The organism is Enterococcus viikkiensis (assembly GCF_005405345.1).
Classification (GTDB): Bacteria; Bacillota; Bacilli; order Lactobacillales; family Enterococcaceae; genus Enterococcus_A; species Enterococcus_A viikkiensis.
Window position 1 is genome coordinate 72,776 of the sequence record NZ_BJDW01000009.1, and the last position, 15,839, is coordinate 88,614.

Annotated in this window: 12 protein-coding genes; all 12 read left to right on the plus strand. The window is 38.1% G+C overall.

What is annotated here, in order from left to right:
- Positions 1-39 precede the first annotated feature (39 nt).
- Positions 40-492, plus strand: a complete 453-nt coding sequence (locus tag FFM67_RS06320; RefSeq protein ID WP_071861190.1) for a hypothetical protein — start codon at positions 40-42, stop codon at positions 490-492.
- Between the two features lie 196 nt (positions 493-688).
- Complete coding sequence (locus FFM67_RS06325; RefSeq protein WP_137613732.1) at positions 689-1,270, plus strand: MarR family winged helix-turn-helix transcriptional regulator; 582 nt, start codon at positions 689-691, stop codon at positions 1,268-1,270.
- A gap of 114 nt (positions 1,271-1,384) precedes the next feature.
- Positions 1,385-3,265: an ABC-F family ATP-binding cassette domain-containing protein gene (locus FFM67_RS06330; protein WP_137613733.1), complete on the plus strand. Its 1,881-nt coding sequence runs from the start codon at positions 1,385-1,387 to the stop codon at positions 3,263-3,265.
- Between the two features lie 37 nt (positions 3,266-3,302).
- On the plus strand, positions 3,303-3,797 hold the full coding sequence (locus tag FFM67_RS06335; RefSeq protein ID WP_137613734.1) for a dihydrofolate reductase: 495 nt from the start codon (positions 3,303-3,305) through the stop codon (positions 3,795-3,797).
- Positions 3,798-3,908: 111 nt separating this feature from the next.
- Entirely contained in the window at positions 3,909-4,748 is an 840-nt protein-coding gene (locus tag FFM67_RS06340; protein ID WP_137613735.1) for a DegV family protein, read from the plus strand.
- 50 nt (positions 4,749-4,798) lie between these two features.
- Positions 4,799-5,659: an SGNH/GDSL hydrolase family protein gene (locus FFM67_RS06345; RefSeq protein WP_137613736.1), complete on the plus strand. Its 861-nt coding sequence runs from the start codon at positions 4,799-4,801 to the stop codon at positions 5,657-5,659.
- The gene (locus tag FFM67_RS06350; protein WP_174784465.1) at positions 5,659-6,309 is read left to right on the plus strand and encodes a YpmS family protein; all 651 of its coding nucleotides are present in this window, start codon (positions 5,659-5,661) and stop codon (positions 6,307-6,309) included. Before FFM67_RS06345 ends, FFM67_RS06350 begins: the two co-directional genes overlap by 1 nt.
- A gap of 42 nt (positions 6,310-6,351) precedes the next feature.
- Positions 6,352-6,573, plus strand: coding sequence for a YozE family protein (locus FFM67_RS06355; protein ID WP_137613738.1), 222 nt, complete (start codon positions 6,352-6,354; stop codon positions 6,571-6,573).
- A gap of 82 nt (positions 6,574-6,655) precedes the next feature.
- Complete coding sequence (locus FFM67_RS06360) at positions 6,656-8,074, plus strand: S41 family peptidase (protein ID WP_137613739.1); 1,419 nt, start codon at positions 6,656-6,658, stop codon at positions 8,072-8,074.
- 56 nt (positions 8,075-8,130) lie between these two features.
- Complete coding sequence (gene lepB, locus FFM67_RS06365; protein WP_170178000.1) at positions 8,131-8,670, plus strand: signal peptidase I; 540 nt, start codon at positions 8,131-8,133, stop codon at positions 8,668-8,670.
- 988 nt (positions 8,671-9,658) lie between these two features.
- On the plus strand, positions 9,659-14,461 hold the full coding sequence (locus tag FFM67_RS06370; protein WP_137613741.1) for an InlB B-repeat-containing protein: 4,803 nt from the start codon (positions 9,659-9,661) through the stop codon (positions 14,459-14,461).
- A 148-nt stretch (positions 14,462-14,609) separates the two neighbouring features.
- Positions 14,610-15,071 carry a hypothetical protein gene (locus tag FFM67_RS06375; RefSeq protein WP_137613742.1) on the plus strand — a complete coding sequence of 154 codons (462 nt, stop codon included), beginning with the start codon at positions 14,610-14,612 and terminating at the stop codon, positions 15,069-15,071.
- Positions 15,072-15,839: the final 768 nt, after the last annotated feature.

Sequence of the window (15,839 nt, forward strand, 5' to 3'; positions counted from 1 at the left end):
GCTAAACTGATTCTAGATTAGTAGTGAGGAGAATGTAGAATGGCAAGAGAAATGACAGCTTTAAAGTTCTATTTCCGTAATGGGGAAACTTGGACGATTGATCGTCGATATATTGGTGATTTGTGGATCAAGCAAATTACGACAAGTTTTGGAAGAATTCACGGTAGTGAGTTTGTTGAAATCCATCCGTGTGCGGGCTTCAAGATCGAAATTTATCAAGAAGGCGACCATGTTCAAACTTCAGACATTAACTTAGGCGGTTTAGAAATGGGAATGTTCGAACGGGCACGTAAATTCGAAGACATCGAACGGATGGAAATTATTTACCGTGCAGGACATCCAGATTCCGTTTACTTCCCTTATAAAGACAAAGACACTGAAGGGTTAGACAACGTCTATCAATCAACGAAAGTCTCTGAAAAGACCAAGAGCCTTTACATCGTGATTGATCCAACCAAGACGGTTGATGAAGTCTATGGCGAATCATTCTAATAGCACGAAGACAAGTATTCTTTTTGAATACTTGTCTTTTTTTTTTAAGTAATTATTAAGGTGCCGTAATAAAAGTAACAATACTCTTGCTAATTTAAGAAGGTACCTGTATTATATATTTAAGTAAGGTGCCTTTCTAAATGCTTTGCTTCCAATTTCAATTGGAAAACGATTATTTTTAAAGAGGAGAGTTATTATGGAAAACCAAATGAATGAACAATTTATGAAATTACAACATGATTTGCATCGCTACTTGCGCAGTCGCGCAGCTAAAAACCATGCGATGGGGCCTCATCGTGGCCAAGGACGTATTTTAGCTTTGTTGAAATTGAATCCCGAAATTAGCCAAAAGGAATTAACCTTTGTCCTAGATATGCGTCCACAATCAGTGGGAGAACTATTACAAAAATTAGAAGATAAAGAATGGATCACTCGTGAAGCTTCTGAAGCGGATCGTCGCGTAATGATTGTTCGGTTAACTGAGTTAGGTAAAGAAGAAGCTGAAAAAGTTTCTAAACGCCCCGATTTTGGCGAAGAATTATTCGCAGACTTTACTGAAGAAGAGAAAATTGAATGGTCAAGGTTAGTAGAAAAATTGTCCAATACACTAAAAAGTCATTTTTCAGAGGAAGAGTCTGAAGAAACCTTTGGTGGTGGACGTGAGTTTACTGATCCGAGATTCTCTCACAGAGGAGGTCATCATGGATTTGGTGGCCCACATGGTCAGGGAACAAGAAAAGCGCATCATTTTTCTGAATTTGATGGCTTTAACTGGTAATTAATCTTTTTACAATGGATGATCACTTAATTCGAATAAAGTCGTAGAGGAAAAATTTCCTTTATGGCTTTTTTTTGTTACAATAACGAAGAGAAATTTTGAGGATGGTTCAAAATGAAAGAATTGAAAGTAACAGAATTATTAAAAACCTTTGGTGATAAAACGTTATTTGATCGAATCTCTTTTTTGATTCATGAAAAAGATCGGATTGGCTTGATCGGTGTTAATGGCACCGGAAAATCCAGCTTACTAGCCATCTTAGCTGGTCGTGACAGCGGAGATGGCGATATTTCCGCTATTGAAAAATCCAGCGATTATCGGATTGGCTATTTAGCACAGGATCAGCAATTTCCCGCTGAAACAATGGTTCTAGATGCGGTTTTTCAAGGCAATAATCCTTTGATGCAGACCGTGCGAGCGTATGAAAAGGCGTTGCTGCAATTAACTGAGGATAACAGCACTGCTGCTCAGCGTCAGTTTACTCTGGCGGAAGAAGCGATGAACAAACAAGATGCCTGGACGGCCGATAGTGAAGCGAAAGCGATTTTAAACAAACTAGGCATCGAAAGCTTGGATCAACAGATTGGCCAACTATCAGGTGGTCAGGTGAAGCGTGTGGCTTTGGCGCAAGTGCTGATTGATTCGCCAGATTTATTATTGCTGGATGAACCCACCAACCATTTAGATTATGAGGCAATCCAATGGTTGGAAAACTATTTGAAACATTACCAAGGGTCGTTATTAATGGTGACCCATGATCGGTACTTTTTAGATCGTGTAACCAATCGCATTTTTGAGCTATCATTTGGTAAGCTGTATGAATACCAGGGAAACTATGAAGCCTACCTTGTTGAAAAGTCCGAGCGAGATCGAGTGGCGGTTGAACAAGAAGGCAAACGAAAGCAGTTATATAAACAAGAGCTAGCTTGGATGCGAGCAGGGGTGCAAGCACGTAGCACCAAACAACAGGCGCGAATCAACCGTTTCGAGGATTTGAAGGAAACTCTTCATCAAGTGAAAAGCGATGGACAGATTGAAATGAACATCGCAACCACTCGGCTAGGAAAAAAAGTCTTAGAAATGAAGGATGCGTCGTTTACAATTGAAGACAAAAAAATTCTCAGTCATTTCGATTTGTTGGTTCAATCGAAAGAACGTTTAGGAATTACCGGGAAAAATGGCGCGGGAAAATCAACGTTGCTAAACCTATTAGCTGGTCGTCTAGCTTTAGATAGCGGTGTACTTGAAATCGGTGAAACCGTTCGCTTGGCCTATTATACGCAACAAAATGAAGCATTAGATCCAGAAAAACGGATGATCGCTTATTTGCAGGAAGCAGCGGAAGAAGTCAAACAACGTGACGGTTCACAAATTGGTGTCGCCGAACTGTTAGAACGTTTCTTATTTCCTCGATTTATGCATGGGACAAAGGTCGGTAAACTATCTGGTGGTGAGAAGCGGCGACTTTATTTATTAAAGCTGTTGATTCAGCAGCCCAATGTTTTACTATTGGATGAGCCAACAAATGATTTAGATATCGCCACTTTGACAATTTTAGAAGATTATTTGCAAGATTTTTCTGGTGCAGTCATCACGGTTTCTCATGATCGTTATTTCTTAGACAAAGTAGCTGAAAAATTGTTGATCTTTGAAGGTAATGGAGAAATTATTTCCTACTTCGGTTCAATTTTAGATTATTTGGCGCAGCAGACACCAACAAAAGAAGAAAAAACGGTTAAAGCAAAACCACAGCCGCACCCACAAGAACGGAAGAAAAAGCTTTCTTACAATGAGCAAAAAGAATGGTCCACGATCGAAGAAGATATCGCCGCTATGGAAAACAAGCTAGATGAGCTGACGGAAGCCATGAATCATCAAGGGGATGACTTTACCAAGCTGCAAACCTTGCAAAAAGAATTAGACGAAACAGAAGCCGCATTGGAAGAAAAAATGACTCGTTGGGAATATTTAAGTGAGATTGTCGAAGGAAGCTGAGTTTCGGCTAAACGAACAAACAGTTAGGAGGAACACTATGCTGGTTGCAATTTGGGCACAAGATAAAAATGGACTGATTGGAAAGAATAATCGGCTTCCTTGGCATTTGCCAAATGATTTGCGTTTCTTTAAAGAAACTACGTTAAATCACACGCTAGTGATGGGACGAAAAACTTTTGAGGGCATGGGTGGACGCCCATTGCCGAATCGTCAAACAATCGTCTTAACACATGATCAAAACTATCCAGCATCGAATGTGATCATCATGCATTCGTCAGCGGAGGTTCTGTCTTATGCTGAAAAAAATGACGGGATGACGTTTATTGCAGGCGGATCAGCAATCTATCAAGAATTTCTGCCGTATTGCCAAAAAATTTATCGGACAGTCATCGATGCTGATTTTGAAGGGGATGCCTATTTTCCCCCCATAGATTGGAAACAGTGGCAGCTAGCTGAAAGTACCGTAGGGCAGCAGGATGATAAGAACCTGTATCCCTATCACTTCGAAACCTATCAAAGAATAACTTCTTAATTGCGTAGTTCTTTCAAGATTTATAAAGAAACTAGCGTGAACCATGATTTATTTCTTCAGGTTTGATATACTGAATCTAATTTGAAAACTGGTGTGGAAAGAAGGATCAGAATGCCAAATGTTAAAATTGTAACAGACTCTTCGTGTACAATTGAAAAATCTGTACGTGAGGAATTAAATATCACGGTTATCCCGTTATCAGTGATGATCGACGATGTCGTTTATCCCGATGATGACGATTTGACTGGTGAAAAATTTATGGAAATGATGGCAAAGGCCAAAAATTTACCAAAAACAAGTCAGCCGCCAATTGGCTATTTTGCTGAACTTTATGATGAGCTAGGAAAGGATGGCAGTCCGATCGTTTCGATTCATATGTCTCATACGTTAAGTGGGACAGCAGAGGCCGCTCGTCAAGCAACGTTTTTAAGCAGCAGCGAGGTAAAGGTCATTGATTGTGGATTTATCGATCAATCACAAGCCTTCCAAGTGATTGAAGCTGCAAAATTAGCAGAAGCTGGCGCTACACTTGAAGAGGTTTTAGCCGGTGTGGAACGAGTGAAAAATAATAGTAAATTGTTCATCGGTATCTCATCACTTGATAATCTGGTCAAAGGCGGACGAATCAGTCGCGTTGCGGGTGTGATCTCAAGTGTATTGAATATGCGTGTAGTAATGGAACTTGAAGATGGTGAATTGTTACCGATTATGAAGGGCCGCGGAAAGAAAACCTTCAGTAAATGGTTTAGCGCCTTTAAAGATGAATTAAGCAAGGTTGATGTTAAGCAGATCGGCATTTCTTATGCTGGTAAATTAGACTTTGTTGATGAAGCTAAGCAAGCACTACAAGAAATGTTCCCAGATATGCACATTCCTGTTTTGCATACCAATCCGATTGTCGCAACTCATACCGGACCAGGGGCGTTTGCGATTATGTATTATACTGATTAGTTGTACCTGCCTCTAGTGATAGAGGCGTTTTTTTTAAAAGGAGCAGATAAATGAAACGATTTACGACAATATTAATTCCATTTGCAGCAGCAATAGTCACTTTGCTCCTGCTCTTTTTGACCATTCCTAAGGCGGAGTCACGAATTCGCGTCAGCCGTGATGACAGTCAAAACTATAAACAATCCGTTCATTTAGTAGCCGTTGGGGATTCATTAACGGAAGGCGTTGGGGACGAGACGAAACGCGGCGGTTATGTGCCTCTGGTGGCCGATTCGCTCCAGCAAAAATATGAACTGTCTTCGGTAGAAAAAGATAATTATGGTGTTTCTGGTGAGCGTAGCGATCAAATTTTAAAACGAGTGAAAAATGACTCTGATTTGCGAAACAGTTTAGCGAGTGCCGATCTCATCACGATGACGGTTGGTGGAAATGATCTGTTCCAAGCGTTTCAAAAAAATCTTACCGCTAAAAATGCTAAGCAATTTGATCGTCCAATAAAAAAATACGGGGAACACGTCGAAAAGATCTTAACAGAGATGCGCGAATTGAATTCAAAGGCGCCGATTTATGTGGTAGGTATTTACAACCCTTACTATTTAAATTTTCCGGATATTAAAGCGATGCAGACAGTGGTTGATAATTGGAACAAGGAGACAGAGAGAATTACGGAAAAAAATTCAAATAGCTTCTTTGTTCCAGTAAATGACTTGCTCTATAAAGGCGTTGCCACAAAGAAAAGCGGTGAGGCCACTGACAGTACCGAAAGTTCCAGTTCGGAAGTGAAGAATAACGTTTTATACGATGAAGACAATTTTCATCCCAACAACTTGGGGTATCAGTTAATGGCGACTGCGATCCGTGAAAAAATTATGGACACGAAAGATTTATGGTTACTAAAGGAGAACAATTAATGGAAGAGAATAAAGAAGAAAGACAACCAGAGAAGCGTTCTACTGTCAAAGGAAAAATCAACGGCTGGAAGATCGCCTTTCTCGTATTGATCGGTATCCTATTAGGTGGGCTAATTTTTACCACAGTTCGAGTCTTTACTGTTCGAGAAACCAACCTTCCCCCAAGCAGTGAAACGACAGTGCCGAAAGGCTCACCAGTTTTGACAATGAATACGAATAAAAAGAAATTAAATACCGTTATGGCATATTTTTTGAATGATCTACAAAAAGGCTCAGATGTAAAATATGAGTTTTACTTAGAAAATCAAGCGATGCTTAAGGGCGAGTTCAAAATATTAGGAGCGAACGTCGATTTTTATCTTTACTTTGATCCGTATGTTATGGATAATGGCAATGTTCAGCTAAAAGCGCGAGACCTATCAATCGGCTCGTTGAATTTACCAGTAAGTCAAGTAATGACAGCCATTAAACGAGGGTATAAAATCCCTAAATGGGTAGAAGTTGATCCAAAAGAGCAAACAATCGTCTTGAAATTAAACGAGTTCAAATTAAATAACGGAATGTTTATTAAGGCCAATCATATTGATTTGGTTGGCGATGATATTCAATTCAGTTTATATTTACCAAAAGAAAAGAAAGCTGATGACTAGACTTTTTTCAAATAGCAGTGAGAGTCATCGAGGTGAAAAGCATTGAGAAGAAGTTTTTATCATTACATTTTGACGCAACGAGGGCATAATTTACAAGATCCGGTGGAGGTTTTTGCTAATGATGTCAGTAGAGATATCATGTTCCCGAAACACTCTGAGGACTATCACGAAGTAGCCGATTATTTGGAATTGAACGTAAATTATCTAGCTTCAATGGATCTATTTGATCAAGTTTGGGAAAAGTATTTAGAAAACAACAAGTAATTAATAAGGAAAAGTCATTGAGGGCTTTCCCTTTTTTTTATAGCGTGCTATCATGAAAAAAAGGGTGAAAGGAAAATGCGCCTTGCAGAAAAGAACGTTGCCACTATCTATTTTTTTTATCGCAATTGCAGCGACTGCAATCATCACAGCAGTCGTCACTCACTTTGTTGAGCAAAAGCAAGCGTTAAACAATGAATCCGTTGTTAAAATAACAAGAAATGATTTAGATGAAGTTCAAGACCTATATGATTTGATCAGCACGAATTACGTAGATAAAGTAAGCCAAGAAGAGTTGATTCAAGGGGCATTAAAAGGGATGACGGATTCCTTAGATGATCCTGATTCTAAATTTTTAACGGCGAAAGAGACAAAGGAACTAAATGCCAAAGTGGCTGGAACTTTCGAAGGAATCGGTGCTAATTTGGAATTAGAAAATCGACTGCCGATCATTGATGAAGTACCTTTGAAAAATTCTCCCGCTGAAAAAGCCAAATTAAAAGCCAATGACATTATTTTAGAAGTGGACGGTAAATCTACGAAAGACAAGTCATTGGATCAGGTTGCGAGCTTAATCAGAGGAGAAAAAGGAACCCAAGTAAAATTATTGATTCAGCGTGAAACGGACAAATTTGAAGTGAGTCTAGAACGAGATGTTGTACCTGAGGATACGGTGAAAGGTACGATTGACGAAAAAAATCCAACGGTCGGTTCAATCCAGATTGATAATTTCCGGGAAACTACGGCGTTGGAATTTCGGACGATCATTGAAGAGCTAAGAAAACAAGGTGCAAAAACATTTGTAATTGATTTACGGCAAAATGCTGGCGGGGTACTAGCCGAAGCGGAAAGAGTCGCGAGTTATTTTTTACAAAATGGAGATACGATCGCCCAGTTTTCTAACAATGACAAAATCATTTCGATTGATAAAGCTGGGAAAAAGATTGATCAAGGTTTTAAAGTGAAGGAACCAACGGTCTTTTTAGTTGATCAAGAAAGTTCCTTTGGCTCTGAATTGTTAGCTGCTGCTGTAAAGAATAAAAACTACCCGATTATTGGTGTTCATACCTTTGGTAAGGGAACTGTTCAAAGTGTTCATTCAATCGGAAAAGACAACTATGTCCAGCTGACGGTTATGAAGTGGTTTATGCCGGATGGTAAATCAGTTGAAGGTAAAGGAGTAACGCCGACGATCGAAGCTGATTATCCTGAATATGGCAAGTTACCACCGATTTCGAAGGAGTCTAACTGGCGTATCGGGGATTCAGGCGATCCAATTAAAAATATCAATACAATCTTGAATGCATTAGGCTATCCGACGGATGGTTCTGTCTTCAATGAGGCTACCCGAGATGCGGTAACGAAGATTCAAAACGAGAACAATCTACCAGCGACCGGTGCCTTAGATGATAAAACTGTTGACGTTTTACAGGAAAAGCTGTTCCGGTTAGTAAAGGCTAATGATGCCGCATATGCCAAAGCAATCGAAACCTTGAAAAAATAAACAACAGAGATCTCTCTGTTGTTTTTGATTTACAAAGGAGGGACCGCGTGAAAAATATGTTAACAAAAAACCATCTTTTTTTAGGTCTTAAATATTTGCTGATCTCTCTTTTTGTTGGCGTTATCATTCGCGGGTTCCTATTGATTCCCGTACCGGTGACTGGCAATTCAATGGATCAGACGTTGCAGCAAAAAGACATGGTTCTGATGGAAAAATTCAGTAAAATAAAACGTTTTGATGTGATTGTATTTCAACAAGCGGATGGGACGATTTATATTAAGCGAGTCATTGGACTTCCGGGCGATCAAATTCGCTATGAGAAGGATCAGCTGTATATTAATAATAAAAAAATTGCAGAACCCTTTTTAACTAATAATCGCAGTCATGATCACCAAGTATCACCTTATACCACAGATTTTCAGCTACAAGAGCTGATTGGTAAGGAGCATCTGCCGAAAAATGAATATTTTGTGTTAGGTGACAACCGACGAATTTCGAAAGATAGCCGGTCTTTTGGTACCGTCGCTAGCAAAGATATATTAGGAAAGGCACGAGCGGTGTATTTTCCGTTGACTCATATTAAATTGATCAATTAATACAAATCGAAGAAAAGATGAGGTGGAAATCACCTCATCTTTTTTTATGTTTATCGTTTAGAAAGTGTTTTGACATTCAATACGAATAAAAACCGAAAGTGCAAGAAGTCCTTTTATGAATGATTTTAGGAAGAGAGTTTTTAAATCCAGCGCAGTTCTACTCTTAAATAGTTTATGCGTCTGAAAATCCCGTTATTGTAATAAATAGTTTGGTGTCATCTTCTTAGTGATCAATAAGCTTTATCTCTTGTGATAGAACAATTTTTGAAAAAAATTCATAAGTACAGATTTATTACGTAGGCTAGTATTAATGACAGTATATAGAAGAATCAATGGGGTATAGCCGATTGAAGATACAATCGAGTAACCAGAAAATTGACCCAAAACATGGACCAGTGGAACAAGTTAGTAGCAAGAAATTCGTTTAATGTTAAAGCCTGAAACTTCTACTCAAAGGCAGTTAAAAGAATAATTTCTATTCATTTAAAGGGATTATTCATCCAATAAAATTAAGTAATCGCAGAAAAACTGACACGATCAATCCGTCGTTTATCCGATTTTTTTGTGACGATACAAGTATTATTTTTGAAACTAGATCAGTACTAAATAGCAAAAAGTGATTTTATTTGATTGTAGATTACATAGTGCAGAAAAATAGCGTTGATTTTTATATTTTTACAAGAAATTAGAAATGAGCGTTTTAGGATATCGTTTCAAAAAGTTATTTTTTCTGTTAAAATTATATTTGTATAGATTTTCTATTCTAAAATATTTTTATATATTAATTTTAAGTAGCTTTTTACTTGGATATAAAAAAATGATATTATTTTAAATTTTTTAGAAATAGCGACTCTGTAAGAACACGTGGCAAATCGATTCTAAAAGGTGCAGTGATTGAATGAATATGTATCTATGTTAATCATTTAAATCCTTGGAAAATTGAATGGATTGTTCGGAAAGTAGGGTAAAAAGGGAGGAAGTTTAACGAATGAAAAGAAGTTGGTTGAGGTGTATGGTCTTGGTACTTTGTTTGTGTTCGTTCTATACAGCATCGGGACAACAGGAAGTATGGGCAGCAGAGGGTGACGAAAGGAGCAATGCAGTTCCTGATGTAGTCTATCAAAATTTTGGCCTGGAGCTTAAGGATCCAGCAGAATTTACAACAAGTACAGATCCTTTAGAAGGATTTGAGTCTTATCCTTTAAATGAACTATATGTTGGGTATATGAACCGTGATGGTGATGGTAAATACAAAGGAAAACGCCGGTTGTTAGAGACGTTAGGTACACCTATAAATGAATCGAAAATAGATATCGATAGTTGGGAAAAGGCAAAAAATACGCAAGAGAAATCCTACCATTATTTCAATGATAAAGAGGATTTTGAATATCAGTTTAATAACGCAGTGTCCTTTTATGGTGAAGGAAAAGACAAACCTGCATTATTATTAGAAACGTTTTATGGTGCAGGGAAAGCAAAAGATGTAGAAACTGAGAAAAATGAAACGCGCTATAACCGCATGATGATGCAGTTATCAAAAAGAGCTTCTTATACAAAGGATTTTGAATCCATTGGCTATAACGGGGGAAAAGTAACTAGACACAAAGTTTTGTTAGCGGATAGTGGTACAGATAAAAAATATGATTTACTGGAAGTTCCAGCAGATTATACCAGCGGATTAAGCGCAATGGTTGCCGGTGATTTTAATGGGGATGGACTTGAAGAAGTAGCTGTTTATTGTCCGAGCACAAGAAAAGATTCGGGTTTTGATCAAGGCGGTTATATTACATTTTTTGGGTACGATCCCAAATTAGGTTTGTTTGAACACGACGGAACTAAAGGGAATTTAACAAAAATCTATCTTAAAGATGTGGCCTCTTCGGCAAATGGGACAAATTGGAACAGTGATGTTAAAAAACAGGTAGAGCGCTCTCTAAATGGTGGGGCTTGGAAAAATCTACCGCTCATTCAATTATCTAAATCGACGTTGGCAAAAAAATATAGCCAGACAAATACGGGTGGGGAAATTGAAATAGAGGATTTGGTTATTAGTCTTTCTACCCCTGAAGGATCAGGAGGTGGAGACTCCACCTTATCAATTTATAGTTTTGCCAAGAATGGAAAAAAAGCAACCAAATTTCAAGAGATTTTTGCTCATCAATTTGAAGGCGACAATGAAAAATTTGAATACTTAGCTAGTCAAACCGGTGATTTAAATGGAGATACAATGGATGAATTAGTAGTTGCTGGCCGAAATGGGAAAAATCACGACGAAAATTTAGTTCAATTAATCACTTATGAACAGAATGCTGCCAATAACCAGAATGAACCAGAATACAATCTTATTTTGTCGAAACCAGCATCAGTAAAAAAACACAGTAAAATCGATTTGAGACAGCCGATTCCTTTGGCTTTAGGCAATTATCATGTCGGTACATTTAATGATAGTATTTTTTTGGGCGGACGAATAGTGGATATTGATTCCGGTAGTTTGAAATCGGATAGGGAAAAATCCCAAGCAACAATTTTCAAAGAAGCCAAACTTTTAGAGAAGAGTGAAATGAAGCTTTCTGGAACCAATAAACAACCCTTTATTCATTCGGCGTATTTTGCTCATTTAAACACACAAGAAGCAACAGAACAGTTAGTAACCGTGAGTGGTGACTTTGATGGTCAAATGAACGATGTTTATTTAGATATGGGCATTTCAATAGAATCGGAAGAGAAACTTAAAACAACCTATCATGACAATATCATAAATGAAAAAGACAAAGATGATCATGGTTCTTTCTTAACGGTTGTTCCAATCAATGTAGATGAGGATCAAATGAAAATCAAATACTTGGGTAAGCATACCGGCTGGTCGAAGCCACAAATATTAGCAGTCATGCAAGCCAATCCTTATTGGCGAGAGCTCTCCCGAGTAGATGATGATGATGCACTAGGCAGTACCCAGTTTTCAATTGCGACCGGACAAGGACATGAAAAGAGTGGTTCTTGGGGAGTAGGCGGTTCAATGGCGGCCAAATTTGCTTGGGGAGGGCCATTTAATAAAGGGGGATTTGGCTTTGAAGCTGCGGCTCATTATATTCATGAAACGTCTAAACAGAAGCAAACAACGGAAGAACGGAGTTTTACTTCCTTAGCCGAGGATAGTGTAGTGATGCAAACCCAACCAATTGTTACACATAAGTATCATATTATTGTTAATGAAGAGCTTGGTGGTGAAGGTGAAGTGGAGAATATGGAGATCCCCCAAATATTACCTGCCAATTTTGCTCATATTCCGGTGACAGACTATCAACAAGCGGCTAAAAAAGCAAAAGAACAAGCCATTAATTATCCTGATATTGATATGAATCAGTTACTTGGAACGACCAATTATCAGGTGGGGGATCCTTCCTCTTACCCAAAAGTTGGAGGTCAACAGAATATTCCGATTGCAAAAGAAGCGAATTATTTTGATGACAAAGAAAAAATTGGAACCTACCAAGAGTATGAAAAGACGATCGAGATCAATTCTAAGATGAGTAGTGTCGACGAATATGCATTGACAATCAACACTCAATCTAGTACTGGCGAAGGATGGGATGTCCAGGCGGGAATTGGAGTAGGCTATCAATACTCTGGAATCATTTTTGAATGTGATGTGGATGCGAGGGTTGAAGGATTTGGTAGTCAATTGTTTACCGATATTAAAACATCTGGCACCACTTTTTCTTATATGTATCCCAGTATAAAGACTGAAAGGGACAATATTTTTACGGATTCCAGCTATGATCAAAATCAATTCAATTATTCAGTGAAGCCAGCTGTTTGGCGGACAAGTGCGATTGAAAATGGTATCGATGACATTGAGTATGAAGACGGAGAAATCTATTTGGATAATCATCCATATGTCATTGGACATTTAGTGTCTCTAAAAGATGGGCAACCACTTTCACCGGATGTACCAAAAGAAACACATATTTCAAAAGTGGGCAGTAACGAAATCGAACTAAAATGGGAAAATGACTATCGAGAAAACCGAGAACCAGAAAAAATTGAGATCTATGAGGCGATGGGCGACAATATCGGCGATGTTTATAAAAAACGTGGGGAGGTCGATCTGAACACAGAGGATGAACCAACGAATCGTTTTATAGTAGGCGGCTTGAAATCAGGTACGGAATATCGTTACCGCATTCGGTCTATCTATACAGATAAACAAACGGGAAAACCGGTGTACAGTCCTTTACAGCCAATCGCTACTGGGGACAATCAATTGGAAAGTTATTTGAAAGTAACAACTTTAGCTGAAAGAGACGAGCTGACCTTTAATCCTCTTAAAGATGTCTCAGGATTGTTGGGGGAAAAAGCGCAATTTGAAGCAGATTTAACGAGTGCTGAAGAGGAAATTAGCTTTGGCTGGAGTCGTTATCAAATTAGTTCAAATAGTTACAACGGGAAATGGCTGATGCTAGAAGGGTCAGAAAAACACGAAATCGAGCAATTAGAAAATAGAACGATTTTAGGAATTAATTCAGTCACAGATGAGGATAACGGTTATTATCGCGCCATCGCTGCCCAAGGCAGTTCAGGAAAAGATGCAGTATCCAACTCGGCGCGGTTCACTTTGGCAACTGCAAGACGTCAAGTACACGACGATCCACATATTAAGGCAGAGTTGGTAGCATCAGCCGATCGGCTCAATCAATTTATACCATTCGACCGGCAAGATACTCGATATTATTTGAATCAAATGGGTGATTTGGAGGTCAAAGCGACGATAGAAAATTCCAGTGAAACTGGAAAAGTAGCTTTTTATCTTTACGATGAATCTGGAGTAGAACGCACGCATACCCAGCAACACCCCGTCAAAAATGGGGAAGTTACGGCGGTTCTTAAAGAGGTAGCTAAAGAGAATATGAATATTGTAGCAGTCTATTTTGATGAAACACATCCTGAGGGAATCCCTGCAGTCGCTCTAGAGTTACTTAAAACTTGGCCAGAGGATCAGACCTTAATAGAATGTTCAATGGCGCCATCACTTCATGCAATTACTAAAGATCAGCCGGAAAATTATCAAGTAGCCTACAATCTGAATGGCGGAATGGATCCAGGCAATCCGACAAGTCAGAATCCAGGTGAAGGTTTGAGTTTGAAAGATCCAACTAAAGAGGGTTATGAGTTCATCGGTTGGTATTATAGTCCTACAAGTACAGGGGATAAAAGCAGAAAAGCACCGACTGTACTAAAAGGATATACGAACAATTTAGAGCTAGAAGCAAGGTGGCAGATTAAGAAATATAATATTTTTTATCAATTAGGTAATTGGAAGCCGCTACAAGAAAACCCTGATAAGTTTACTTTGGAACAATTACGATTAGGTTTAGTAACAATTCATGAAGCCATTCAAGGAACAGAAAAAGGAATATGGTATGTGGATTATCAACGAACAACACCTTTAAGTATGTTGACAGAAGATAATTTTGGAAATGTCTTTTTAAATAGTCCAGAAAAAGTAGAAGAGAAGGGACTACCTGAAAAGACTGATCCAGATAGTGAAAAGGAAGAGGATAATTCACCAAACACAACAGAAGAATCGAAGGAAAATGCAAGTAATCTTCCTTCGACAGATGATAATACTAACGGAAATGCTGGCAAATATTCTGCTAATGCTGCTTCAAATAGAGCAAACAAGAATTTTCCGCAAACGAATGATCAATTAAATAATTGGATTTGGATAGGGATTATATTGGTTATCGGTGTGTTATCAAAGGTAGTACACAATCAAAAAAAATCGAACTAATTTTTGATCGCAATGAGTGAAAAAGGCCTTCTTTTGATTGCGTATAAAATGTTAATCAAAGACGCCAATTCAATTGTCTTTAAATGTTTCAATTTAATATACAGAAATAAATTGGATAAAATGAGAAGAGTAGAAAAGGAGAAAGTAGATGAAAAAATGGACAAACCTATTTTTATTACTTGTTAGTGTGATCGGTTTAGGTGCCTGTGGTAATGATGCAGAGCAAGGAACAGAATCTAGTACAGCTGTCAGTTCGACTAACCAGATGTCAGTTTCAACTGAAGCTCAGCAATCAGAATTTCAAAAAGAGACTGATAAAATCGTGGAAGAATCCGATGGAGAGGTGTTGGGAATTACTGTAACTGGACAAGAGGGATTTGACTCAATAAAAGTAAAGATGAAGGAATCTGTAAAAAATCTTAACAAAGAGGAACAATTGAGTATTTGTCAAAAATACCAACCTAAAATTATGGCAGCGTACCAAAAGTCTTACGTAAAAGAAAATAGCGGAGAACACAAGCCAATTACCAATTATTTTTCGGATGGCGCACCGATCGTTATGACCGAAAGGCAACAAGAAGATCCGGAAAAATTAGTGATTGTTGAATAAAACTGATTTTAAGTAGTTGTGGTGGTAATGAGTATCGGAGGTGCGACGGATTCCAGTTGTACCTCTTTAGCTTCAAATAAACGGAGCGAAGCAGCTTTATTGCGGTGAAATTCAGTGACTGTTTTAGCAGAAGTTAACGTGACGTTTTTTGGTCACTTGAAGTTAGCTATTTCTTGTCACCGCCTCGATAAATAGAATAGAAGAAAAGGGGAAACGCCACCAGTTACAAAGGCTTCCTCAGACGGATTGATTTTGTGAGAGCATTAATGACAGGTGTATAAAAAAGCGGAGGTGTGACTTACTATTGTTACACCTCTGCTTTTTGTTTATATCTTATGGTGGAGTAGTGATACCGAGTTTTCATTTTAGGACAATTGTCTGGATACTTGAATTTCAATACTCAGATATATCTATTTAATTTTGGTTATTGTCTTTAGGCATGTTAACACTGTTGTTTTTACGAAGAGAAGTTAAATAGAACGGTAAGATTGAAAAGAACAGTGTAAAAGAAATGTTGAAGATCAATAAATCAAAAGTATTTTTAGAAATGGAGGAAAAAGGTCATGTGGGAATTGGCTTCTTTTACAGAATGAGAAAAGAAACTGGTAATTCAAACCAATTAATATGAATTTGTAAGGAATAATTTGAATATCGAACACAAGTATCCTTAAAATTCTATCGTATGGCTATTCATAAAATTAGGAACTATTTGAAAGAAGGTTGAAAGGAGAATTGTAGAGTTATAGGGACCAAAAATATGACTCTACA

Coding starts and splice junctions, on each gene's coding strand:
- FFM67_RS06370 (WP_137613741.1), top strand. CDS start 9,659: ATGAAAAGAAGTTGGTTGAGGTGTATGGTCTTGGTACTTTGTTTGTGT.
- FFM67_RS06330 (WP_137613733.1), top strand. CDS start 1,385: ATGAAAGAATTGAAAGTAACAGAATTATTAAAAACCTTTGGTGATAAA.
- lepB (WP_170178000.1), top strand. CDS start 8,131: ATGTTAACAAAAAACCATCTTTTTTTAGGTCTTAAATATTTGCTGATC.
- FFM67_RS06325 (WP_137613732.1), top strand. CDS start 689: ATGGAAAACCAAATGAATGAACAATTTATGAAATTACAACATGATTTG.
- FFM67_RS06340 (WP_137613735.1), top strand. CDS start 3,909: ATGCCAAATGTTAAAATTGTAACAGACTCTTCGTGTACAATTGAAAAA.
- FFM67_RS06350 (WP_174784465.1), top strand. CDS start 5,659: ATGGAAGAGAATAAAGAAGAAAGACAACCAGAGAAGCGTTCTACTGTC.
- FFM67_RS06375 (WP_137613742.1), top strand. CDS start 14,610: ATGAAAAAATGGACAAACCTATTTTTATTACTTGTTAGTGTGATCGGT.
- FFM67_RS06345 (WP_137613736.1), top strand. CDS start 4,799: ATGAAACGATTTACGACAATATTAATTCCATTTGCAGCAGCAATAGTC.
- FFM67_RS06335 (WP_137613734.1), top strand. CDS start 3,303: ATGCTGGTTGCAATTTGGGCACAAGATAAAAATGGACTGATTGGAAAG.
- FFM67_RS06320 (WP_071861190.1), top strand. CDS start 40: ATGGCAAGAGAAATGACAGCTTTAAAGTTCTATTTCCGTAATGGGGAA.